This window comes from Asticcacaulis sp. W401b (genome assembly GCF_046503825.1).
Taxonomy (GTDB): Bacteria; Pseudomonadota; Alphaproteobacteria; order Caulobacterales; family Caulobacteraceae; genus Asticcacaulis.
Genome location: NZ_JBKFEE010000001.1, coordinates 330,295 through 352,253 on the forward strand (window position 1 = coordinate 330,295; position 21,959 = coordinate 352,253).

The window sequence follows — 21,959 nt, forward strand, 5'->3', positions numbered from 1 at the left end:
CCGCTTGGCTCGCCGCAGGGGCGGCGGCGTGCGGTCGCACGCTGTCCGAGTCGGCGGATTATTCCGCCGCCTCGTCCATGTAGCTTTCCATCGGCGGGCACGAGCAGACCAGATGGCGGTCGCCATAGACATTGTCGATGCGGTTTACCGGCGACCAGTACTTGTTGGCCATCGCCCCCTCGGTCGGGAAGCAGGCTTCCTGACGGCTATAGGCGCGGTCCCACGTATCGGAGGCCAGATCGAAGATGGTGTGCGGCGCGTGACGCAGCGGGCTTTGCTCCGCCGTGAAGCGGCCATTGGCCACGTCGTCGATTTCGCGCTTGATGTCGATCATGGCGTCGCAGAAGCGGTCCAGTTCGGTCTTGGCCTCGGACTCCGTCGGCTCGATCATCAGCGTGCCCGGCACCGGGAAGCTCATGGTCGGGGCATGGAAGCCGTGGTCGATCAGGCGCTTGGCCACATCGTCCACCGTCACCCCCGTGGCGTCCTTGATCGGACGCAGGTCGATGATGCACTCATGCGCCACGCGGCCCTTTTCTCCGCGATAGAGCACCGGATAGTGCCCTTCGAGGCGCGCGGCGATGTAGTTGGCGTTGAGAATGGCCACCTCGGTCGCCTTGCGCAGACCCTGATCGCCCATCAGAAGCATATAGGCAAATGAGATCGGCAGGATGGAGGCCGAACCATAGGGGGCCGCCGACACCGCCCCTGCCTCGCCCGTTTGCGGGTCCGACGGCAGGAAGGGTTTCAGGTGCGCCTTGACGCCAATGGGGCCCATGCCGGGGCCACCGCCGCCGTGCGGGATGCAGAAGGTCTTGTGCAGGTTAAAGTGGCTGACGTCCGAGCCGTAGTGCCCCGGACGCGACAGGCCGACCTGCGCATTGAGGTTAGCGCCGTCGAGATAGACCTGACCGCCGGCCGCATGGACCAGGTCGCAAATCTCCTTGATCGCCTCTTCGAACACGCCGTGCGTGGACGGATAGGTGATCATGATAGCCGCCAGGTTGGCCGCGTACTGATCGACCTTGAGCTTCAGATCGGCCATATCGACATTGCCGTCCTCATCACAGGCGACCACCACCGTCTTCATGCCGACCATCTGGGCCGAGGCCGGGTTGGTGCCGTGCGCCGAAGCCGGGATCAGACAGATGTCACGGTGCGCATCATCACGCGACAGGTGATAGCCCCGTATGGCGAGAAGGCCCGCATATTCGCCCTGCGCGCCGGAATTGGGTTGCAGGGAGACGGCGTCATAGCCCGAAATGCCGCACAGATAGGCTTCGAGCGCGTCGAACATGCGCTGATAGCCTTTCGCCTGATCCTTGGGGGCGAAGGGGTGCAGGTTCGAAAACTCCGGCCACGTAATGGGGATCATCTCGGTCGTGGCATTGAGCTTCATGGTGCACGACCCCAGCGGTATCATGGTGCGGTCGAGCGCCAGATCCTTGTCCGACAGGCGGCGCAGATAGCGCAGCATCTCGGTTTCCGAGCGATACAGATGGAAGACCGGATGGGTCAGGATGTCGTCCGAACGCCGCAGGGCCGCCGCAATGGCCACGCCCTCGCCTGTACCGCCGTCCTTGCCAGCGGCAAAGGCCGCGATAACACGCGCCAGCACGGCCGGCGTCACGCTTTCATCCAGCGACACGCCGATATGAGCGTCATCGACGCGGCGGAAGTTGATGCCGTCGGCCACCGCACGCGCGTGGATGGCGGCGGTGTCGGCACCGGTCTTCACCGTAATCGTATCAAAGGCGGCCCTGGTCACGACCTCAAAGCCCAGACCGCGCAGATGCGCCGCAAGGGCACTGGTCTTCTCATGGATGGCCGAGGCGATGGCCTTCAACCCTTCCGGACCGTGATAGACGGCGTACATGGAGGCGATGACCGCTAGCAGCACCTGAGCGGTACAGATGTTGGAGGTCGCCTTTTCACGGCGGATATGCTGTTCGCGCGTTTGCAGGGCCAGACGATAGGCCGGTTCCCCGCGGCTATCGACCGACACGCCGATGAGGCGGCCCGGCATGGAACGTTTCAGCGCGTCCTTTACGGCCATATAGGCGGCGTGCGGGCCGCCATAGCCCATCGGCACGCCGTAACGTTGCATGGAGCCGATGGCGATGTCGGCACCCAGTTCGCCCGGCGAGGTCAGAAGCGTCAGGGCCAGCGGATCGGCAGCCATGGACACAACCGCGCCATTGGCCTTGGCAGACGCGATCACCTGACGGAAATCGCGCACCTCACCCGATGAGCCGGGATATTGCAGCAGGATGCCGAAAACCTCGGCGTCGATGTCGGTTTCCGGATTGCCGACGACGATCTCCCAGCCCAGCGGTTCAGCGCGGGTGCGGATGACGGCCAGAGTCTGCGGGTGGCAGTCGGCATCGACGAAGAAGCGATCGGCCTTGACCTTTGAAGACCGACGCGCCAGCGCCATAGCTTCGGCGGCGGCGGTTGCCTCATCGAGCAGCGAGGCATTGGCGACGTCAAGCCCGGTCAGATCGCACAGCAGGGTCTGGAAGTTCAGCAGCGCCTCAAGGCGGCCCTGACTGATTTCCGGCTGATAGGGCGTATAGGCCGTGTACCAGGCCGGATTTTCCAGAATATTGCGCTGAATGACTCCCGGCAGCAGCGTGCCGTAATAGCCCTGCCCGATCAGCGAGACGAACGGCTTGTTTTCCGCCGCAATGCCACGCAGATGCGCCAGCACCGCCTCTTCGTCCATCGCCTCGCCCACGCCCATGGGCGAGCGTTCGCGGATGGCCACAGGGATGGTCTGGTCGATCAGGGCGTCGATATCGGACACCCCCAGCGCCGCCAGCATGGCGGAGATTTCGGCTTCGGACGGACCGATGTGACGACGGACAAAGGCGCCCTGTTCGATGGGCTGATTGGACTGACGCATGAGATTTACCTCTAAGCATCCCCCCTGATTTCAGGGGGGAAACCGGCGAAGCCGGAGGGGGGTTACACCGGTGGTTTTAACCCCACCGTCTTCGCCGCCTGACCGGCGGCGAATCCACCTCCCCTGACATCAGGGGAGGCACTTGATTACAGAGTCGCCAGGTAGGCTTCGTAGGCTTCGCGATCCATCAGCGCATCAAGCTGCGACGGATTGGTCAGCTTGATTTTCGCGAACCAGCCACCGGCTTCCGGCACAGCATTAACGGTTTCCGGCGCATTGCCCAGCTCGCCATTGCCTTCGATGACTTCGCCATCGACCGGCGCATAGACGTCAGAGGCGGCCTTGACCGACTCGACCACGGCGAAGGCGTCGCCCTTGGTCAGGGTCTTGCCGGCTTCCGGGACTTCGACGAAGACCACATCGCCCAGCGCGTCGGCGGCATAGGCCGTGATGCCGACGAAGGCCGTACCGTCGCCCTGATCCTTGACCCACTCGTGTTCCTTGGTGAATTTCATGATGACGACCTCTTAAGCCTTGGGTTTGCGGTAATATGAATTAGGGACGAAGGGGATGGTGACGACTTCGCAGGCATAGGGCTTGCCGCGCACCTCCAGCTTCAGTTGCGTACCGGGCGCCGATTGTGTGGCGGGCACATAGCCCATGGCAATCGAATAGCCGAGCGTCGGCGAAGGCACGCCGGAGGTGACGATGCCGATGGCCTCACCCTCGGTGTTGAGGATCTTGGCCCCGTCGCGGGCGGGCGGGCCTTCCAGCACACGCAGCGCGACGCGGGTGCGCTGCGGGTTGTCGCGCTCCGCACGGATACGCTCGATGCCGCGGATATCGCCGCGTTCCAGACGCGACTTCGACATGCCGAAGCTCAGGCCCGACTCGACCACGCCATAGGTTTCGTCCATTTCGTGCCCATAGAGCGGCATCCCGGCTTCGAGGCGCAGCGAATCGCGCGCGCCCAGACCGATCGGCTTCACCTGCGGAATGGTCAGCAGCAGGTCCCACAGTTCGGCGGCACGGGCACCAGGGAAGCTGATTTCAAAACCGTCTTCGCCCGTGTAGCCAGAGCGCGACACGAAGGCCGTTTCCCCCAGAATCTCGAACGTGCCGCAGTCCATGAAGTACATGTCACAGGCGGCGGGGCAGACCTGCGCCATCACTTCGCGGGCGCGCGGCCCCTGCAAGGCCAGAAGCGCGCGGTCGGCCAGGATGTCGAACGTCGTATCTCCCTTGAGGTTGTCGGCGATAATCGCGAAGTCCTGATCCTTGCAGGCGGCATTGACCACCAGAAAGAAGCCCTCCGTTTGCGGACGCGACACCATCCAGTCATCGAGAATGCCGCCCGCTTCGTTGAGCAGCAGGGAATATTTCTGCTTACCGGGCTTCAGCGCCGCGAAATCGGTCGGTGTCAGGGCTTCGAGGGTGTGGACCGCATCCGTCCCGCTCAGGCGCGCCTGCCCCATGTGCGACACGTCGAACAGACCGGCTTCGGCGCGGGTCCATTTGTGCTCGGCCATCACGCCTTCATACTGAACGGGCATGTTGTAGCCGGCGAACGGCACCATGCGCGCACCCAGCGCGACGTGACGGTCTTCAAGCGGAGTGGGTTTCAGAGCGACATCGGTCATACGCGGCCTCAGGGTTGCAAACGTGCGGAATCGCAGAGCTTTTCACTAAAAAAGTCTGCCCCCGCTGTCCCTGTGACCTGAGAGATTTAGACCCGGTTTACGAGCCGTTGCTCCGTCGGTAGGCGCCTCATGGCGCCATTTTCCAGCGTGTAAAATGATCCACGGTCCTTTGGCCTGAGCGTTTCCGGGGCGGTTGCGCCTTCGGCGGCATGACGAGTCATGCACTCTCCCGTGGGTCATCTCGCTTGTGCGTGAGGCGGGCCCAAGAGTCAATAGGCCGCCCGTCTCTCGCCGCGCCTCACTCACAGGCGTTAGTTGCAACCTGTCCCCGCCCCTTGTGGCTATGCCTACACTCAGCGCATCAGTTCAGGAGCCGTACATGACACCCTCTTCACAATCCACCGAATCCGCAGCCGCCCTCAGAGTCGAAGTCCGCGACCTGTTTCACGGCAGCGCGCAGGGCAAGGTCGCCATCGACACCCTCGCCTTTCTGGTGATTTTCCTCAGTGCCCTGATGTTCGGGGCTTTCGTACTGGCGCGGTTTTACCGGCGCGGCCGTCCCTAACCGTTATTGACCACCACCTTGAGGTGGCCCTTTTCGCGCAGTTCGGGTGGGTCATAGGCTTCAGGGCGTTCAATTGTTGACGACGGTCCCAGCAAGCGCGTCCGGTATTTGGTCATCTGCGGCAGCAGCGACGCCTCAAGGTGCTCTCGCTCGATCTCCACCACGCGATCGGCAAATTTGAGAATGTGCTTGTTGGGATAACGCCCCGGCGGGCAGACCAGCACCAGTTCCTTCTTCGGGAAGCGTTCCTTGAGGTAGCGCGCCGTCGCTGCGTGGTCGCCATCGGCCGAGACCAGATAGCAGACATCGAACAGGTTATCTTCGGCATCCGAGGCAATCGACAGGGCCAGATTGACGTCGCCTTGCTTTTCAATGGCCAGATGCCACTGATGCCCGCAGGCATTGCAGCCATCGATGGCCGACACGAAATGGCCTATGCGGCACAGGACACCGCGAGCCTGAAGCGCCCGCATATAGTCTTCGTGGCGCTTCATCTTCGACTTGTTTTGCGGGCGAAAGGCCGAGCACCACACCACGCGCTTGACCACTTCGTCAGACGGACTGATCGCCTGCGCCAGCGCCTTGAGATCCAGCCATTTCAGATAGGGTCGTTTATAGGCATCCACCGCGTGATACAGGTTGAAGCCATCGTAATAGACAGCGGCGCGCTTACGGAAAAAGGGTATCCTGAAACCGCCCCCTCGACCGCGTCCCGTTACCGGTGCCGTGCCATGATTTTTGGCTTTATCTGGCTGCGACATGGACCCCGAAACGACGCAAGCGTTAACCCTCTGCTAACACTAAAGCGCATGTTTCGGCGTTTGTCAGTATCTTTCGGGTGACAGTTTTATTTTCACCCACCCGGAGAATTATTGCGGCTTGACCTTGGCGAAGCGGAAGCGCTTGCCCTGACGGTTGAAGTCCACCATTTGCGGCGTCACATCAAACCCAACCAGAACCTCGAAATTCGATCCCGCCACGGTCGAAGAGGCGCGCGGAATGACGATGTTTTCAACGCGGGTGGCCACATCCACCGTCTGCTGACCGTTAAAGCGCACCGGCAGGTCAAAATATTCCTTGGCCAGCACCGCCTTGTCGCGGTCGGTCACCGCCACCCAATAGCGATAGGTGTTGGTATCGGCCGGGGCCTTCGGACCCTTGCCCAGCGAGAAGCCGATGATCATGGCGATTTCAATCGGCTGATCACCCTTATAGGCGCAATCCGACGCAACGCCGTTGATCTGACCCGTCCAGGTGGCGTCAGACGAGGCCTCCTTGTTGTCGGCAAATTCGTGATAGCGAGCGGCTTCGTACAGCACCTTCACATAGGGGCACGGACCATCCGCACGACGCTTGGCCAGACGCAGGTCCTTCTGTTCCCACTCTTCTTCCTTTTTGGCGCGCTTTGACGCGTCATCTTCCGATTGATCGCGGTCACGGTCGCGATTCTGGGCTGAGGCAAGGTCGGGCAGAATCGCCGCCGAAGCGACACCGGCCAGCGACAGACCAATCAGAAGCGCACGCAATTTGGAAGACATTCAGGTCTCTTGAGCTTGAAAAGGCGAAAGGGCGCCGCGAAGCGCCCCCACTTAGTAGCGTCTCGCCTGCGAATTTCAAAGAGCTAAAGAGGGATGTGGGCGACTTCATGGCGAAGCGGTGTTGTGTATGATGCACAAACTCTATGGCGCGCCGCCGCGAAAGCGCTTATCTAAGCCCCATGCCTGATGCCCTTACTCTCAAACTGGCGACCCCGCGCGGTTTCTGCGCCGGTGTCGATCGCGCCATTCAGATCGTCGAGCGCGCCCTCGAACTTTACGGCGCGCCGGTCTATGTGCGCCATGAGATCGTCCACAACAAACACGTCGTGGACCGCCTGAAAGGCCTGGGCGCGGTGTTCGTCAAGGAACTGGATCAGTGTCCGCCGGACCGCCCGGTGGTGTTTTCGGCGCACGGCGTGCCGAAATCGGTCCCGGCCGAAGCGCAATCGCGTCAGATGTTCTTCCTTGATGCCACCTGCCCGCTTGTGTCCAAAGTGCATGTGGAGGCCGAACGTCATCACGAAGCCGGGCGCGAAATCTTGCTGATCGGCCACGCCGGCCACCCCGAAGTCATTGGCACCATGGGGCAATTGCCCGAAGGCGTGGTCAAGTTGATCGAAACGGTCGAAGACGCCCGCAGCTTTCAACCCGTTGACCCGAAAAACCTCGCTTTCGTCACCCAGACCACCCTGTCGGTCGATGACACCGCCGATATCGTAGCAGAGCTGAAGGCGCGCTTCCCGGACATCTCCCTGCCACACAAGGAAGACATCTGCTACGCCACCACCAACCGTCAGGAGGCGGTGAAGCGGGTGGCCGAAGACTGCGACCTTTTCCTCGTCATCGGGTCGAAAAAATCCTCCAATTCGCAGCGTCTGGTCGAGGTGGCCCTGCGTGCCGGGGCCCGTAGCGCGTATCTGATCGACGACGCGTCGGAGGTGGACTGGGGCTGGTTCGACGGCGCGAAAACGGTGGGCGTGTCCGCTGGAGCCTCGGCGCCGGAAAACCTGATCGAAGACCTGATCAAGGCCATTCACGCGCGCTTCGACGTGTCGATGAGCGAAGACAATGGCGTGCGCGAAACCGTGACCTTCAAGCTGCCGCGCGTCCTGACCGAAGCGTCCGCCTGAGATGAAGAAGGTCACCATCTACACCGACGGGGCCTGCAAGGGTAATCCCGGCAAGGGCGGCTGGGGCGCGATCCTCACCTTCGGCCCGCATGAGAAGGAACTCTACGGCTATGAAGCCGAGACGACCAATAACCGTATGGAACTGATGGCCGTCATCATGGCGCTGGAGGCGCTGAAAGAGCCGTGCGAAATTGATCTGCACGCCGACAGCCAGTACGTCCTCAAAGGCATCAAGGAGTGGATTCACGGCTGGAAGGCGCGCGGCTGGAAGACCGCTGACAAGAAGCCGGTGAAAAATGACGACCTGTGGATGCGCCTTGATGCCGCCCGTCAGCGACATAAGATCCACTGGCACTGGGTCAAGGGCCACGCCGGGCACGAGATGAACGAACGCGCCGATGGGCTGGCCAACAAAGCGATTACGGAAGCAGCGGCTTCGTTCTAAAGAGATTGGGGGGCCGGCGCTCAGGCAGCGAAGCGTTAGCGCGCGATAAAGGCCCCGCGTCCTTTCCCTTAATCGAAGTCGAAGATATCCAGCATATCGAAGCCCTTTTTCTTTTTGCGATGGCCGTACTTGTCGTACTCGATCTTGCGACCGTACTTGTCGTATTCGACGGGCCGCCCGTACTTGTCCATCTGAGGCGGGCGCTGTTGATGATAGGGCTGCTGCGGGTAGGGTTGCGGCGGTTGCTGATAGTGCGGCTGTTGCGGCGGCACATAGGGGGCCGGTTGCGGCGCGGGCTGCGCCACAGTACCGCCGGCGGCCAGTGACAACAGCTTTTCCAGTTCGCCGCGGTCCAGCCAGACGCCACGACACTGGGTGCAGACGTCGATCAGTATGCCCTCCTTCAAAACCTCACGGAAATCACCCCGGCAGACGGGACACTGAAGGGCAGACATGCGTTCTCTCCTGTAAAAGATCGTACAGCAGAGACATTGGCCCATAATGGGCGCGCTTCAAGGGCCATTGCCTAACGCAATCGGTTCCACGGCGCTTAATTCCCGAATTTATAGTTCAGCGCCAGCTTGACCGCCCGACCATAATAGAATTGCTCCGCCTGTGTGCGGTAGCGCGCCGTTACCGTGCGGGTTTCGTTGGATTGAGCGCCCACGAGATTGGAGCCCGTCGCCACAAGGGTCAGTTTTTTGTTCAGCGGGTGCGACCAACTGATCTCGGTGCTCCAGTTGACACCCGAACGCGACTGTAAGCCCCGATTTTGCATCACGGTCGCCGAAAACTGGTACTGATCGCCGCTCAGGCCCGCACGCTTCGGGCCGTCATATTGCAGCATCGGCTTGACCATCCAGAAGGTCGCCTCGCGCGGCCCGCCCGCCTCAATGGCTTCCGAACGGTTGCGGGTGAAGCTGGCGCTGCCGCTCTGGCTCCAGCGCCCCTTGCCCGGCAGACGCTTGACCGGAAAGCGCCAGTTGACGTCAAACCCGGCATACTGGGTCTGGCCGCGATTGACCGGGCGTGACAGGATGACCTCGCCGTCGATCAGGGTGTTGACGTTTTCGATGGCGTTACTGGCTTCGCGCATGAACACGCTCGCGCCCCACGACGAGTCCTTGTGCTCCCAGTCGTAGCTGGCCTCCAGCGAATTGACGAGGACGAGCGCCAGATCGGGATTGCCGCTCTGCGCCCAGGTCAATGACCCGCGCAGAATTTGTGCATCATATTGCCCCAGATTGATCGGATCGAGGCGGCGGCTATAGCTGAAGCGTATCTTGCCGTCTTCGCCCCAGGCACGGCTGAGGTGAAGGGAGGGGAACCATTCCGTCTCCCCGCCCCGTCGCCCGGCAATATCGCGGCGGCGATCTTCGACGCGCAGACCCGGCATGGCCGTCCACTTGCCTGACAGGGGCCATTGCAGGGTGACATAGGCCGCGGCCGTCGTCTCGCGCCCGGCAAAGCGGCTGTCGTAGTCGATCAGTCCCGGCATATCGCTGTCGAGTGATCGCGCCATATGCAGCCTCTGTCTCTGCCAGTCGAAACCGGCACTGAGCAGTTTGTTACCCCCCAGCGGCTTCTCGTAATCGGCCTTGATCTCCTGCCCGTGGTCGCGCTGAATATCGCTGACCCGATTGATGCCCGTACTCGCGCCAATGTACTCATAGAGCGTGGAATCGCGCGTATGGTTGAGTTCGTCGCTCACCTCGACCGTCAGCCGTTCCCCTTTGTCATCGGCAAAGGTGTAGTTCAGTTCGTAAGCCCACAGGCGCAGGAACCACGGCTCATAGGAACGTTCACTCGTCTTACCTTCGGCGCTGTCGTCATAGGCCGTCAGGTTATTGCCGGTCCAACTGGCCTCACTTTGCCGGACCTTCAGCTTCAGCGAACTGCGCGGCCCCAGCTTGTAGCCCCCGCGTAAGCCGATATTGCGCCATTGGTTGTCACTGATATTGATGCCCTCTTCGCGCAGACGGCCCGTTACCTGCCCTTGGGCATTGATGTAGTCACGCGTGGAAAACGAGCGATTTTTCGTCGGCCCGCCATTGGCTGACAGGCTGAGACCCCACGACCACGGCCCCTTGCCGTCGTCATAGCTGAGCGTGGCCCCATAGCGATCACGCGAGTGCGCCCAGAGCGAGGCAGACCCTCTGCGCACGACCTTACCGCGCGGCTTTTTGGTGATGATATTGATAATGCCTTTGCTGGTGGCCGCCGCGTACTGGGCCGAAGGGTTGGTGATGACCTCAATGCGCTCGATCTCCGATGCCGGCAGCATACGCAGCACCTGCTTGCCCTCCGCCGGAGGCTTGCCATCGACCCAGATGGTCACACCGGAGTCGCCGCGCAGAAGAACCTTGTCATCGGGGGTGACGGTGACCGAGGGCACCTTGGACAACACATCGCTCAATTGCCCGGTGGTCGCCTGCGGGTCGGTCTTGATGTCATAGACGCGACGGTCGATGCGCGTGCCGGCGCTTTTGCTGGCCGTGACGGTGATTTCTTCGATGGCTTCGCCGGGTTTGGCGTCTTTTTCAGCGGTGGCAGGCGCCGCTTTAGCGGTTTGCGTGGCCTCTTGCGCCCGAACCGCCGTCGCCAGCGCCAATCCCGCCAGCAGCCCGGCGGCGGCCGCCCCATAAACCAAGCGTCTCTTCATCGAGCCCCCCAAAGTGTCGGCATCCCCTTATCCCACTGACACACGCAATCAAGGCGAGATTCCGGCAAACCCAACCTCAGCGACACACGAGCGCGTGATCAGAGAGGGGTAAGGCCCTTGGCAAATCTCTGGGCATTCCACACATAGTGATCCGCCGACAGAGTGAGCCGCGCGATCTGATCTTCGGTCAGTTCGCGCGCCACCCGCGCCGGAGACCCGATCAGCAGCACGCCATCCGGGAAGACCTTGCCTTCCGGCACCAGCGCCCCGGCCCCGACGATCGAGTTCCGGCCGATCACCGCGCGATTGAGCACCACCGCATTGATGCCGATCAGACTGTTGTCGCCGACCGTGCAGCCGTGCAGCATGGCCTTGTGCCCGACCGTCACCCCCTCGCCGATCGTCAGGGGCGATCCGGGGTCGGAATGCAGCACCGATCCGTCCTGAATATTGCTGCGTGCCCCGATCGTCATGGGCTCGTTATCGGCGCGCAGCACGGCGTTGAACCATACGCTAGCGCCGTCCCCCAGGCGCACATTACCGATCACCTGCGCCGAAGGGGCGATCCATACGCCTTCGCCCAGCGTTGGCGAAACGCCGTCCAAAGCAAAAACCGTCATCGCGGCCCTGTCCTCCCGATTGTTTCCTTACGCTTATGAGCGTGAGATAGGGCCCGTGGCAAGCCTTTGGCGGTCGTCGCGCTAATTTCCATTATTTCGCGCATGCACAAAAGTTTTCCACAACCCATTTAAGAACTCGGTAAGCATTCTGCCGGAATCTGGTACTGTTCTTCAGGGGGAATCACCAGAGCCCCCCAACAGGACCCGGCGACATCCGGCCCGTTACCTTTCAAGAGGTTTTCAGTGGCTCACAGGTACGTGTTTGCACCCGAAAATGTCCCCCCGCCCCCGGCGGTGCGGCCCCAAGGATGCGACACACCCGGACGCGCCCGCCTTTCCTCCCCTGACGCATACGCGAAGACGAACCCTTACCCGGTTTCGTCTTTTTTTGTGCCTCAAATCCCGCTCTTGCTGACGCGCACTGACCGGACGCCTGCACTGCGATCCGGCTGGCGCTTTATTTTAAGGAGGCTGTCATGACCAAGCGTTCCACCAAGCGTTTTCTGCGCGAAGGTACTCTCGATGCCGAAGAATATGCCCGCGACACCAAGGTGCGCCGCATTTCCGTGCATCACGCCGCCTGGTCGCCGGTAGCCCCGGCCAACGAGGAGCGGGACCAGAGCTACGTCAAAACCATCAAGGCCAAGTCCGACGGACAGGCGCAGCTTCTGACCGCCATTGACGAGAAAAACCTCGTTCTGGCGCTGGGGCCGGCCGGCACGGGTAAGACCTACCTCGCCATCGCCAAGGCCGTTGAGGCGCTGGAGGCCGGGAAGGTCGGCCGCATCGTCCTGTCGCGCCCGGCGGTCGAAGCCGGGGAGTCGATCGGCTTCCTGCCCGGCGATATGGAGGACAAGCTGGCCCCCTATCTGCGCCCACTGTACGACGCCCTGACCGATCGCCTCAGCATGAAGCGCGTCAAGGCGCTGATGCAGGAAGGCCTGATCGAGATTGCACCGGTCGGCTATATGCGCGGCCGCACGCTGAACAACGCCTTTGTGGTCATCGACGAAGCGCAGAACTGCACCTATACGCAGCTCAAAATGCTGCTGACGCGCCTCGGCTGGAACTCGACCATGATCGTCACCGGTGACCCGAACCAGTCGGACCTGCTGCCCGGCCTGTCGGGGCTGGCCGATGTGGCGGCGAAGTTCGAAACACTCGATACCGTGGCGGTAGTGCAGTTGAAGGACAAGGACATCGTGCGCCACCCGCTGGTCGCACAAATGCTCGGCGTTTTGTAGGCGCGGCAAGATTTTGAGTGGAAAGGGCGGGGTTTTTCCCTGCCCTTTTTCTTTTAAGCCCGGAAAAAACTACAGCACCAGCGGACGATAGGCCGTCGGGGTCACGCTGAAATCAGCGCGCAGGGCCTGACGGCGCGGCGTATCTGAAAAGCCGATATGCACCCACGTCCCCTCATAGATCAGCTGATCGAAGACGATATCGCTGGCCATGATCTTGCGGCAGATATCGAGCGGCGTGCCGAAGCGCTGCGACACAAAATCCACCGCCCGTCCGATCATGTGAGCACTGGTCTTTGAGCCACCGATTTTGGCATTGAGCGTCGGGCCGCGATAGCCGCTGCGCACCGTGATGGGCTGCCCCAGAAGCGCGCGCACCTTGTCCATGCGCTGCGCCGTGTCCTTGAGATTGGCCAGATGCTCAGGCGTTGGTGTGTTGTCGATGCCGTTGCGTTCCGCAATATCGGACTGGGTGAGTTCTTCCAGCGTGAAATACTGGCTGAGCGGCGTATAGCCCGGATAGCTGGGCGGTAGGACCGGTTCCGGCCACACCTGTTTGGCGCGTTCATATAGCGCCTTACGGTGATCGAGGCCGTTGGTGCCACCATTGATGATGCGCGTAACGCCGACAAGGTCATCGGCATCGGCCAGGGCATTGAGGTTTTTGGCACGCCAGAAGGCCGCAGACGCACGCGCGGCCGTTTCCGCCTCCTCCAGCTTTTGCGGTTGCTCGGCCAGAGGCAGGCCCGTCAGTTCGCCGTAGCGCGTATAGTTGGCCCGCCCGGTGATCATGATAAAACCGCGCCCGATATAGCGGAAGCCGTCGCCGGGCTCGACATTACCCAGTTCGGGGCGGTTGCCATAGATGGCTTCGGCAATGGCCGCCTTGCCCTCATTCACCAGCCGCTGGGCGTTTTCCAGCGAGCCGACGCGCTTGGGGAAGGTCTTGTAGAGGCCCTGCGCGCTGTAGTTCAGATTTTCGACCAGCGCCCGGAAATTATCGCACTCATGCGCCAGTTGCGCCATGAAGTGCGCGACCCGCCGCGGCGTGTCGATACCGTATTCGACCCGCGCCGCTTCCAGTGCCGGAGCATAGACGGCGATGCGCGTCGCATTGGCCTGCGGCGACAGGGCCTTAAGCGTGTCCGCCGTAATCATCAGTAATCCCTCGGCCGCAGCGACGGATCGGGCAAGGCGTCGTCAGCCTCCACCACCTGAGCCGGAACCGCTGCCAGTGCCGGGGCGGTCGCGGTGGTGGTCACGGCGGATGAGGTCGGCAGGGTAATGACGCGCATGGTCGTCTCATCCGCGAAGGGCTGAAGCGGCGTGAAGGTCGAAGCCGGCGGTGGCGCGCCCCCTTTGAAGGTCGAGCGCACCGTCATCAGCTTGCTCAGCACGTCGAACCAGAAGGGCGCCCCCAGAGTCACGGCAAAGGCCGTCATCACCCAGCCTGAAATCAGCGCCACCATCGGCAGCACGTTAAACAGCGCATTGTCGCCAAGCGTCGGCGTCCCGTTATAGGCATTGGTGGCGATCTCAATCGTGCGCCCGACGGCCAGTTGCGCATTGTGCCACCACTGATCCGGACGATCGAGCCGGAAATCCGGTGCCGGTGTCCTGGGTTCCTTGCTGGGCGGGCATTTGCGGTTATCGTGCAGGGGCGTGTCATTGCCGCAGAAGCGGAACAGGTGCTGCATACTGTCCATGGTGGTAGCGTTCCACCCCAAGGGCAGGCCCAGACGACTCAAAGGGTTATCCAGACTGGCCGTCGCTTCCACGCCCTTGGCAGCGGTGTCGGTGTAGTATTGCTGGGCCGAGGCCTCGACCGCCTTGCGCAGGCTGGGCGAGCGGTAGAGCGTATCGGCAATCACCACCGTGTTGACGTTCATTACCACGCAGGCGACAAGACTGAACCAGAACAGGATGGTCTGCGTCTCATGGCGATACCAGCCGGACACGCGGTCCATAGTGGCGTTGAACCATTGCTCCAGAAAGGTACGCGCCTTGTTCATATCCCCATCGGCGGTATTGACCGCCAGTTGCACCACCCTGGCCAGACGCGGATTATTGAGGTTGTGGGTAGCGTTCAGCACGGCCTGCGGGTCGAGACGCCCGGACTGGGTCTGACCACCCTTTTCGCTGATCATATCCAGTACAACGAAGGCGAAGTGCTCGGCCGGTATGTAGGACGGCAGTTTGCGCCCTTCGAAAAAGCGGCGGCGCGGCGGCGGCTTATAGTTGCCGCGATACAGCGTCATGATCAGGGGGTGGTTATAAAACCCTTCCAGAAATTCAAAGCCGTGCAGCTTGTCACCCGACTTGCGGTCAAAGCGCAGGGAATGCCCCTTGGGCAGATTGCACAGAAGTTCGATCAGGCCACGCTCCAGATTGCGCGAACGGCTTTTGAAAAAGCCTTCTACAGCTTCGCGCGCCGTCGTCGCCAGCACGCTCATCAGCAGGTAGATGAACACCAGACCCGCGGCGACATCTATGGACTCCGGCAGCAGCATGTCCCCCACCCCGACCCGTTCATGGAAATTTTTATAAAAAATCAAACAGCCGGGGATGACGTTAACCAAAATTAACGAAAGCGCAATCACCAAATCGTGACACTTTCCACAGGGTGGAAAGTGGCGCATTCGGGTCACAGGTCATGGCGTGAAAGCCGGCCTATTCCGGCCGTTCGAGGGCGCTCAGTTTTTCGCGGCCTTCGGGGCTGAGGGTCAAGCCGTCGGCAACGGTCTTGGCCGTCGCCACGGCCCCGCGCGGCGACATCATGGCCGCCGCCTTCATCGACGCATGGGTAATGCCCGCCAGCCGCGCCACCGCCATCTGCCGATAGCTGTCGAAGCCCTGGACCATGCAGGCACCGGCGGCCTGTTTGGCCGCGGCCGCCAGTTGCCCCAGATATTCACTCAGCGCGTCATCATCGCGCTTAACGCCATCATATTCGATGCACACGCCCGACAGGCCGCACTTAGCCAAAGCCGAGATGACCTTGCGGTCCGAAGAGACGTGTCCCACCACCGTCATGCAGAAGGGCTTGATCAGCGAGACGATTTCCAGAACGCGATGCGGCGGCACCCCATCGAGACCGCGCACCTCAAACAGGACTTTCAGCCCCATCTCATTGGCGGCCTTGGCCACTTCGTGTGTGATCTTCTGACGCGCGCGCTGCGAGGCGAAGGTGGAAAAGGCCGCGGGCACGACCATCAGCATCTTGCGCTGATCGGCCTCACGCATACGCAGAATTTTCAGACCCTGCTCGATATTAGTGATATCGACCAGCTCGCGCAGACCCCAGTCCATATTGGCCAGCGCCTTGCGGTCCAGCAGGGTGTTGTCCGACGCCTCAACCACCAGCGGCTCCAGTCGGTGGCCGATCATCACCATCTTCTTCATCTCGAACAGGGGCTCGTTGGACGAAGCGATGCGCAGGGTGCGATTGGCCAAGGCCACGGTGGCCGCCACCATCACCGGACGCTGGATATTGGTCATTTGCGGCCCCTGACCGGGCGTGCGGACGGCCTCACCCGTGGTTTCGCCCGTGATCGGCTTTACGCGCTCAGGCCCGGCTTCCGGGCGGTCGAACCAGGTTTTGAGGTCAATCGGATTGAGCAGAAAGCGGTCCACATCCTCGACCTGCACCTCATACAGGGGCACCGGCACTTCGGATACGTCACCGACAAAGAAATTCCCTAGATCGCGCCACATCTCGGTCACCGACAACGCCCCGCGCCGCGATCCTTCGGTCGGGATTATGGCCAGCCAGGCGTCATCATTGATGCGCAGGCACCAGTTCGGCTCCTGAAAGCGGCGTTCAAACCCGGTCTTGAGATGTTCGTAAACCAGCTCGCTCTTGACGTCCCACTTGGAGCCCAGACGCACGATCAGCGTATCGAGTTTGAGCAGAAAGGCATGGCCCCGCGCGCTGACACGGGTTTCGCGCAGGCGCTCGATGATATTCACCGCGTCCTCGCGCTCCAGCACCAGCCGTTCAGGCTCCGCTGCGCTACCCTGCCCTGTCGAAAGGATGTCTTGAGACATGCCGCTGACACCAGCCTTACTTACAACACCATCCCCCTCAGCCTACGGATGCAGCGTTGAAACAACATTAACGCACATGTCAAAAATGCAGAGGGCGGGTCTGAGGGGGTGAAAGGGCGCTCTGAACGAAAGAGTTAAGCAAGTCTTCACTCTAAGTGTTAAAACCTTGTACACCTTGAGCGAATCGCCCGGAGGCTTGCCATTTCCGCCGTTGCACCGGCCCCTGCCGACCTGAACCGCGTCGCCCCTGCGGCAGACGCGCCCGAAGTCGTGCGCCCGGACAGCGGTCTTCAACCCCTGACTCAGGTGCGGACCCTTTTGCATCTGATGCAACTAAACGCTCTGGCGCGGCGTCAGGCAGGCTTGGCGGTCGAAAGCCAGCCGGGCTTTGTCGCGCGCCTGAAGGCGCTGATCGCGGACCTGCCCACGGACAGCGTGCAGGCCGTGCTCGACGAACTGGCCGAGGCCGACTGGGCCGATCCGGATCTGATTGCCGCCCTGTGCCGTTTACCCCAGGCCGGGGCCGCGGGTTTGCTGCGTTCACCGGTTTTGCGCGATCACGACCTCCTGTCGCTTTTGGCCGACTCAGCCGACCGCGCGCGCCTGATCGCGCGACGATCCCATCTCAGCCCTGCGGTCATCGACGCCCTGATCGCGGTGGCTGACACCGCCACGGCCACCGCGCTGTTGAACAACCGCCACCTGCGTCTCAACGCCGCCGCTTTCGATGCCCTGACCGACCGCGCGCGCACAGACATCGCGCTGCGCGCGCCCCTGACGCGCCACCCTCGCCTGACGCGAGAAGCGGCGGCCCGGCTGCTCGATGCGGTGGGGCCGGACCTGCGCGCCACCTTGCTTGGCCGCTTTGAAGGCCTGTATGCCCGGCATTTTCGCACCACGCCCCCGACCGATGCGGCGCAGACCCTGCACCGGTTGCAAGGCGGTGACTTCCTCGCCTTCCGTCAGGGTCTGTCGCGCCTGACCGGACTGAACCGCGCCGTCGTGGACCGCGCCCTGACGCAGGACTCCGCCGTGCCTCTGGTCCTGCTTCTGAGCGCCGCGAAGATCGACCGGGCCGCCTTTGCAGACATACTGGCTCAGGTTCAGGCGCTGAATGACGGGCACCCGCGCATTCATGAGCGCCACCTGGCCTTTGTGCGCGGCCTGTTCGATCTCGATGCTGACGAAGCCCGTCAAAGGCTGCTGGCCATCTATTCCCATTGAACGAAATCCGTTTTAAGACGGCTATCCCCTGCTGTTCAGACCCTGCCTCATGCCCCTCAAACTCGCCTTTACCGCCTCCGAACGCCCCGAAGCTCAGGCCGCCTGCGCGGTCTTACGCAAACGGTATGGCGAGTCGAATGACCCGGATGTGATTGTGGCGCTGGGCGGGGACGGCTGGCTTCTGGAGTGTGTGCACGCGCATTTCCGCGACGAACGCCCGATCTTTGGCATGAATATGGGCTCGATCGGCTTTCTGCTGAACGAATATCGTGAAAACGACCTGATGGCACGCATCGAAAGTGCAGAACACACGCGCATCAGCCCCCTGCGCATGACCGCCACCAATGGTCGTGGCGAAGTGCAGGAGGCGCTGGCCTTCAACGAAGTGTCGCTGCTGCGGCAGACGCATCAGAGCGCCAAACTCCGCATCCTGATTGATGGCAAGGCGCGGCTGGAGGAACTGATCTGCGACGGCGCGCTGGTGGCAACGCCGGCGGGTTCGACCGCCTACAATCTGTCGGCGCATGGGCCAATCATCCCTCTGGACGCGCAGGCCCTCGCCCTGACCCCGATCAGCGCCTTCCGCCCCCGTCGCTGGCGCGGCGCCCTGCTGCCCCATTCGGCCAAGGTGCGCTTTGAGGTGCTGGAGTGCGACAAGCGCCCGGTAGCGGCCTCGGCCGATACGTTCGAAGTGCGCCATATCCGTGAGGTCGAGGTCGTCGAGGCCCCGGAACTATCGGCCACCATACTGTTTGATGCCGGTAATGGCTATGATGAGCGCGTGCTGACGGAACAGTTTTCAAGCTGAGCTTTGCCGTCCACAGGTGAAATACGTGGCTATTAGGGCTTCCTAAAGGGGTTTGGGGTATGGTTGACGAAACAGCCCCACGGAAATAACCACGTCATGTCCGAAAAAGCCCAGGTCATTCAGATCCCCAACACTTTGCGCGCCAAGGTCGGCGGCAAGCTGGGTGCGCTTGATCCGGCCACGCTTGCCAAGGCGGAAGAAGCCCTGTCGTCCCTGTCGGATCAGTTCGACAACTGGCTGGACGATGAGGTCAACAAGCTGGAGAAAGCGCAGGAGACCATCCGCAACGAAGGCCTCAGCGAAAAGAACGCCGAACAGCTCTATTTCCGCTGCCATGACCTTAAGGGGCTCGGCACCACCTATGGCTATCCGCTGATCACCCGCATCGCCGGTTCGGTATGCAAGATGCTGGACGACGAGACCATTCGTTTGCAGTCGCCGCGCCTTCTGATCGACGCCCACGTCGATGCCATTCGCGCCGTCGTGCGCGGCAAGATCAAGGACGAAAACCATCCGGTGGGCGTGACGCTGGCCGAAACGCTGGAAGCGCGCGTCAAGGAACATATGGACAAGTTCAAAGACTGAACCGCTTTCAGTCTGGAGCGATGTGCGGAAACGAAGTTCGGCGAAGCCAAAAGTGTAAGCGGTTTTCCGCAAAAACATCGCGACAAAACAAAAATTTAGAGCGAAATGGCGATCTCTCTTAAAGTCATTTCGCTCTGGTCACAAAAAAAGCCCCGGTTCGCACCGGGGCTTTTTGCGTTTCAGGGGGATGGATGTCAGCGCGCGGCGACCGCTGCGGCCGGTGCCTTGGCCTCGCTGAGGCCGAATAGGGCATCCGGCAAAGCTCCGATGATAGCCGCCGACAGGCAGGTGGCGACAAAGCCGGCAAACAGGGCCTTCCACACCAGACTCAACACCTCTTCGCGGCGCTCGGGCATCAGAACGCCCAGCCCTGTGACCGTGATGCCGACCGAACCGATATTGGCGAAACCGCAAATGGCATAGGTCATCAGCATCCGTGTGCGCTCGCTCATATCCTCTGCCGGGATCGCGCCCAGCTTGAGGAAGGCGACAAATTCGGTCAGGGTCAGCTTGGTGCCGAGGATATAGCCCGCCTTCTGCGCCTCTTCCCACGGCACGCCGATGATCCAGGCCAGAGGCGCGAAAACGACGGACAGACCGCGTTCCAGCGACAAGGGCTCGCCACCGACGTGCGGGAACATGCCCAGCAGGATGTTCACCAGCGAGACAAAGGACACGAAAACGATCAGGATGGCCGAAATATTCATCACCACCATCAGGCCGTCCGCCGTGCCCTTGGAAATGGCGTCGACGGCGCTGTCGTACTTCAGCGACGAATTGTAATCGGCGACCACGCCGCCCTCGCCTTCCTTTTCAGGCACGATAATGCGCGACAACAGCACGCCTGCCGGGGCCGAAATGATCGAAGCGACCAGCACGTGACCCGCCGCATTGGGCAGGGTCGCCTTAAGGATCAGAGCGTAAGCGACCATGGTCGAACCGGCCACTGTGGCCAGACCCACCACCATCATCATGAACACTTCCGAGCGCGATAGCTTCGACAGATAGGCGCGGATAACGATGGGGCTTTCGATCATGCCCAGAAAGATGTTGGTGGCCACGGCCAGTGCCGACGCGCCGCCAAGGCCCATCGTCTTCTGAAACAGCAATCCGAAGCCCTGCGTGATCCATTTGAGGATGTGCCAGTGCCACAGAAGCGCCGACAGGGCGGAAATGACGAGGATCAGCGGCAGGACCTGAAAGGCAAAAACGAACAGGGCGCTCTGGTCCTGCACAGTATAGGGCTGGGCACCGCCGCCCAGATAGCCAAAGACGAACTGTGTGCCCTGATTGGTCGCCGCCGCCAGAGCGTCCACGCCGGCATTCACGCTGTCGAGCACGGCCTGCGATTGCGGGAAACCGAAGAACAGAAAGGCCAGAAGGACCTGAACCCCAATGGCACCGAGGGTCAGAAAGACCGGAAACTTTTTCTTGTTTTCCGAGAGCAGCCAGCAGGCCAGCAGCATGATCCCGATGCCCAGTATGCTCTGGACGTTCAGCATTCCGTAAGACGGCATGTACACTATCCCCTGGCGGCTCTGCACACGATTGCGCCGCCCAAACCGTAAATATCCGATAACCTTTGAAACCAAGGCAAGCGGTTTCTTCGTCTGGCCGACACTATTTTCGCTGTCCGCGACCCGCTATGACAAAAAGGCGACAAATCCAGATGACAAATCACCTTGTGCCCCTGTAGTCTCGACGCAAACCGGCCCCAAGACGCCGCCCATAACAAGGACAGGACTTAAACGTGAGCCCTCAGCCCGGTCTTAATGACGCCGTCGTTCGCCATCTGCTGGTTGTTGACGACGATGATCGCATCCGTACCCTGCTCAAGGAATTCCTGTCGCGTCAGGGCTTCCGCGTCACCGCCGCCGCCCATGCTGACGCCGCCAAGCGGATGCTGCAACTGCTGGATTTCGACCTCCTGATCCTCGACGTGATGATGCCGGGCGAAGACGGCTTCTCGCTATCGAAATGGGTGCGGCAGCATTCCAACGTCCCCATCCTCATCCTGACGGCGCGCGGCCTGCCCGACGACCGTATTATGGGGCTAAGCCTGGGGGCCGACGACTATTTGTCCAAGCCGTTCGAGCCGCAGGAGCTTTTGCTGCGGATTGAGGCGATCCTGCGTCGCACCGGCGTCAAGCCTGCCCTGCCGAAGACGATCAGCATGGGGCAGATCACCTTCGACCTCGAACGCGCCGAACTGACACGAAATGGCGCGATGGTGCGCCTGACCGAGGCCGAGGCGCAGCTTCTGAAATACCTGGCCGAACGCGCCAATGTGCCGGTGGACCGTATGGACCTCGCCAAGGACAGCGTCGATACCACCGGTCGCGCCGTGGACGTTCAGGTCACCCGACTGCGCCGCAAGATCGAGCCGGACCCCAAGAACCCGCGCTACCTGCAAACCGTGCGCGGCAAGGGCTATATGCTGGCACCGGATTAAGGCTTCGCCCTCCCTGCTCACGAGGAGGGAGGGCCGCGAAGTGGTGTGTGGGGCAAACCACGCAAAGACATGCCCCCTGCGGCGCAGACCAACTGCG

20 protein-coding genes and 1 riboswitch are annotated in these 21,959 nt (G+C 61.6%); of the genes, 8 read left to right on the top strand and 12 right to left on the bottom strand.

The window, feature by feature from the left end; translation table 11 throughout:
• Positions 1-58: 58 nt before the first annotated feature.
• The 3 genes from gcvP to gcvT all read right to left on the bottom strand — a co-directional run bounded on the left by gcvP (position 59) and on the right by gcvT (position 4,545).
• Positions 59-2,905: an aminomethyl-transferring glycine dehydrogenase gene (gene gcvP, locus ACK8OE_RS01575; RefSeq protein WP_410271113.1), complete on the bottom strand. Its 2,847-nt coding sequence runs from the start codon at positions 2,903-2,905 to the stop codon at positions 59-61.
• 146 nt (positions 2,906-3,051) lie between these two features.
• The gene (gene gcvH / locus ACK8OE_RS01580) at positions 3,052-3,420 is read right to left on the bottom strand and encodes a glycine cleavage system protein GcvH (RefSeq protein ID WP_126420758.1); all 369 of its coding nucleotides are present in this window, start codon (positions 3,418-3,420) and stop codon (positions 3,052-3,054) included.
• Between the two features lie 12 nt (positions 3,421-3,432).
• Positions 3,433-4,545, bottom strand: coding sequence for a glycine cleavage system aminomethyltransferase GcvT (gcvT, locus tag ACK8OE_RS01585; RefSeq protein WP_410271114.1), 1,113 nt, complete (start codon positions 4,543-4,545; stop codon positions 3,433-3,435).
• A gap of 152 nt (positions 4,546-4,697) precedes the next feature.
• Positions 4,698-4,787, bottom strand: a riboswitch (glycine riboswitch).
• A gap of 137 nt (positions 4,788-4,924) precedes the next feature.
• On the opposite strand from gcvT, the gene ACK8OE_RS01590 reads away from it, so the two are divergent.
• Positions 4,925-5,110: a hypothetical protein gene (locus tag ACK8OE_RS01590; RefSeq protein WP_410271115.1), complete on the top strand. Its 186-nt coding sequence runs from the start codon at positions 4,925-4,927 to the stop codon at positions 5,108-5,110.
• Here ACK8OE_RS01590 and ACK8OE_RS01595 read toward each other — a convergent pair.
• Both ACK8OE_RS01595 and ACK8OE_RS01600 read right to left on the bottom strand, forming a co-directional pair.
• Positions 5,107-5,871 carry an NYN domain-containing protein gene (locus tag ACK8OE_RS01595; RefSeq protein WP_410271116.1) on the bottom strand — a complete coding sequence of 255 codons (765 nt, stop codon included), beginning with the start codon at positions 5,869-5,871 and terminating at the stop codon, positions 5,107-5,109. The two genes, ACK8OE_RS01590 and ACK8OE_RS01595, sit on opposite strands and share 4 nt — an antisense overlap.
• A gap of 108 nt (positions 5,872-5,979) precedes the next feature.
• Positions 5,980-6,648, bottom strand: a complete 669-nt coding sequence (locus ACK8OE_RS01600; RefSeq protein ID WP_410271117.1) for a Tat pathway signal sequence domain protein — start codon at positions 6,646-6,648, stop codon at positions 5,980-5,982.
• Positions 6,649-6,827: 179 nt separating this feature from the next.
• On the opposite strand from ACK8OE_RS01600, the gene ispH reads away from it, so the two are divergent.
• Positions 6,828-7,778 carry a 4-hydroxy-3-methylbut-2-enyl diphosphate reductase gene (ispH, locus tag ACK8OE_RS01605; RefSeq protein ID WP_410271118.1) on the top strand — a complete coding sequence of 317 codons (951 nt, stop codon included), beginning with the start codon at positions 6,828-6,830 and terminating at the stop codon, positions 7,776-7,778.
• Between the two features lies 1 nt (position 7,779).
• A complete protein-coding gene (rnhA, locus tag ACK8OE_RS01610) occupies positions 7,780-8,223 on the top strand; it encodes a ribonuclease HI (protein WP_410271119.1) in 444 nt (147 codons plus the stop codon).
• Between the two features lie 68 nt (positions 8,224-8,291).
• Here rnhA and ACK8OE_RS01615 read toward each other — a convergent pair whose 3' ends face one another.
• The 3 genes from ACK8OE_RS01615 to ACK8OE_RS01625 form a co-directional block, all read right to left on the bottom strand.
• On the bottom strand, positions 8,292-8,678 hold the full coding sequence (locus ACK8OE_RS01615; RefSeq protein ID WP_290797956.1) for a zf-TFIIB domain-containing protein: 387 nt from the start codon (positions 8,676-8,678) through the stop codon (positions 8,292-8,294).
• Between the two features lie 95 nt (positions 8,679-8,773).
• Positions 8,774-10,885 (bottom strand): TonB-dependent receptor, encoded by a 2,112-nt coding sequence (locus tag ACK8OE_RS01620; RefSeq protein WP_410271120.1) that lies wholly within the window; start codon positions 10,883-10,885, stop codon positions 8,774-8,776.
• Between the two features lie 98 nt (positions 10,886-10,983).
• Positions 10,984-11,505, bottom strand: coding sequence for a gamma carbonic anhydrase family protein (locus tag ACK8OE_RS01625; protein WP_290797950.1), 522 nt, complete (start codon positions 11,503-11,505; stop codon positions 10,984-10,986).
• A 449-nt stretch (positions 11,506-11,954) separates the two neighbouring features.
• Between ACK8OE_RS01625 and ACK8OE_RS01630 the strand changes: the two genes are divergently transcribed.
• Positions 11,955-12,749, top strand: a complete 795-nt coding sequence (locus ACK8OE_RS01630; RefSeq protein ID WP_290797970.1) for a PhoH family protein — start codon at positions 11,955-11,957, stop codon at positions 12,747-12,749.
• A 69-nt stretch (positions 12,750-12,818) separates the two neighbouring features.
• On the opposite strand, the gene ACK8OE_RS01635 is transcribed toward ACK8OE_RS01630, so the two are convergent.
• The 3 genes from ACK8OE_RS01635 to ACK8OE_RS01645 form a co-directional block, all read right to left on the bottom strand.
• Positions 12,819-13,904, bottom strand: coding sequence for a D-Ala-D-Ala carboxypeptidase family metallohydrolase (locus tag ACK8OE_RS01635; protein WP_410271121.1), 1,086 nt, complete (start codon positions 13,902-13,904; stop codon positions 12,819-12,821).
• Positions 13,904-15,256 (bottom strand): hypothetical protein, encoded by a 1,353-nt coding sequence (locus ACK8OE_RS01640; RefSeq protein ID WP_410271122.1) that lies wholly within the window; start codon positions 15,254-15,256, stop codon positions 13,904-13,906. The genes ACK8OE_RS01635 and ACK8OE_RS01640 overlap by 1 nt, the downstream gene beginning before the upstream one ends.
• A gap of 160 nt (positions 15,257-15,416) precedes the next feature.
• Positions 15,417-16,793, bottom strand: a complete 1,377-nt coding sequence (locus ACK8OE_RS01645) for a hypothetical protein (protein ID WP_410271123.1) — start codon at positions 16,791-16,793, stop codon at positions 15,417-15,419.
• A 270-nt stretch (positions 16,794-17,063) separates the two neighbouring features.
• Between ACK8OE_RS01645 and ACK8OE_RS01650 the strand changes: the two genes are divergently transcribed.
• The 3 genes from ACK8OE_RS01650 (at position 17,064) to ACK8OE_RS01660 (ending at position 19,410) form a co-directional block, all read left to right on the top strand.
• The gene (locus tag ACK8OE_RS01650; protein ID WP_410271124.1) at positions 17,064-18,017 is read left to right on the top strand and encodes a DUF2336 domain-containing protein; all 954 of its coding nucleotides are present in this window, start codon (positions 17,064-17,066) and stop codon (positions 18,015-18,017) included.
• A gap of 49 nt (positions 18,018-18,066) precedes the next feature.
• Positions 18,067-18,825 carry an NAD kinase gene (locus ACK8OE_RS01655; RefSeq protein ID WP_290797938.1) on the top strand — a complete coding sequence of 253 codons (759 nt, stop codon included), beginning with the start codon at positions 18,067-18,069 and terminating at the stop codon, positions 18,823-18,825.
• A 96-nt stretch (positions 18,826-18,921) separates the two neighbouring features.
• Complete coding sequence (locus ACK8OE_RS01660) at positions 18,922-19,410, top strand: Hpt domain-containing protein (protein WP_126420788.1); 489 nt, start codon at positions 18,922-18,924, stop codon at positions 19,408-19,410.
• A gap of 194 nt (positions 19,411-19,604) precedes the next feature.
• On the opposite strand, the gene ACK8OE_RS01665 is transcribed toward ACK8OE_RS01660, so the two are convergent.
• Entirely contained in the window at positions 19,605-20,927 is a 1,323-nt protein-coding gene (locus tag ACK8OE_RS01665) for a NupC/NupG family nucleoside CNT transporter (protein WP_290797932.1), read from the bottom strand.
• Positions 20,928-21,160: 233 nt separating this feature from the next.
• On the opposite strand from ACK8OE_RS01665, the gene ACK8OE_RS01670 reads away from it, so the two are divergent.
• On the top strand, positions 21,161-21,862 hold the full coding sequence (locus ACK8OE_RS01670) for a response regulator (RefSeq protein ID WP_013479076.1): 702 nt from the start codon (positions 21,161-21,163) through the stop codon (positions 21,860-21,862).
• The last annotated feature ends 97 nt before the right edge of the window (positions 21,863-21,959 follow it).

Coding starts and splice junctions, on each gene's coding strand:
- gcvP (WP_410271113.1), bottom strand. CDS start 2,905: ATGCGTCAGTCCAATCAGCCCATCGAACAGGGCGCCTTTGTCCGTCGT.
- gcvH (WP_126420758.1), bottom strand. CDS start 3,420: ATGAAATTCACCAAGGAACACGAGTGGGTCAAGGATCAGGGCGACGGT.
- gcvT (WP_410271114.1), bottom strand. CDS start 4,545: ATGACCGATGTCGCTCTGAAACCCACTCCGCTTGAAGACCGTCACGTC.
- ACK8OE_RS01590 (WP_410271115.1), top strand. CDS start 4,925: ATGACACCCTCTTCACAATCCACCGAATCCGCAGCCGCCCTCAGAGTC.
- ACK8OE_RS01595 (WP_410271116.1), bottom strand. CDS start 5,871: ATGTCGCAGCCAGATAAAGCCAAAAATCATGGCACGGCACCGGTAACG.
- ACK8OE_RS01600 (WP_410271117.1), bottom strand. CDS start 6,648: ATGTCTTCCAAATTGCGTGCGCTTCTGATTGGTCTGTCGCTGGCCGGT.
- ispH (WP_410271118.1), top strand. CDS start 6,828: ATGCCTGATGCCCTTACTCTCAAACTGGCGACCCCGCGCGGTTTCTGC.
- rnhA (WP_410271119.1), top strand. CDS start 7,780: ATGAAGAAGGTCACCATCTACACCGACGGGGCCTGCAAGGGTAATCCC.
- ACK8OE_RS01615 (WP_290797956.1), bottom strand. CDS start 8,678: ATGTCTGCCCTTCAGTGTCCCGTCTGCCGGGGTGATTTCCGTGAGGTT.
- ACK8OE_RS01620 (WP_410271120.1), bottom strand. CDS start 10,885: ATGAAGAGACGCTTGGTTTATGGGGCGGCCGCCGCCGGGCTGCTGGCG.
- ACK8OE_RS01625 (WP_290797950.1), bottom strand. CDS start 11,505: ATGACGGTTTTTGCTTTGGACGGCGTTTCGCCAACGCTGGGCGAAGGC.
- ACK8OE_RS01635 (WP_410271121.1), bottom strand. CDS start 13,904: ATGATTACGGCGGACACGCTTAAGGCCCTGTCGCCGCAGGCCAATGCG.
- ACK8OE_RS01640 (WP_410271122.1), bottom strand. CDS start 15,256: ATGCTGCTGCCGGAGTCCATAGATGTCGCCGCGGGTCTGGTGTTCATC.
- ACK8OE_RS01645 (WP_410271123.1), bottom strand. CDS start 16,793: ATGTCTCAAGACATCCTTTCGACAGGGCAGGGTAGCGCAGCGGAGCCT.
- ACK8OE_RS01655 (WP_290797938.1), top strand. CDS start 18,067: ATGCCCCTCAAACTCGCCTTTACCGCCTCCGAACGCCCCGAAGCTCAG.
- ACK8OE_RS01660 (WP_126420788.1), top strand. CDS start 18,922: ATGTCCGAAAAAGCCCAGGTCATTCAGATCCCCAACACTTTGCGCGCC.
- ACK8OE_RS01665 (WP_290797932.1), bottom strand. CDS start 20,927: ATGCCGTCTTACGGAATGCTGAACGTCCAGAGCATACTGGGCATCGGG.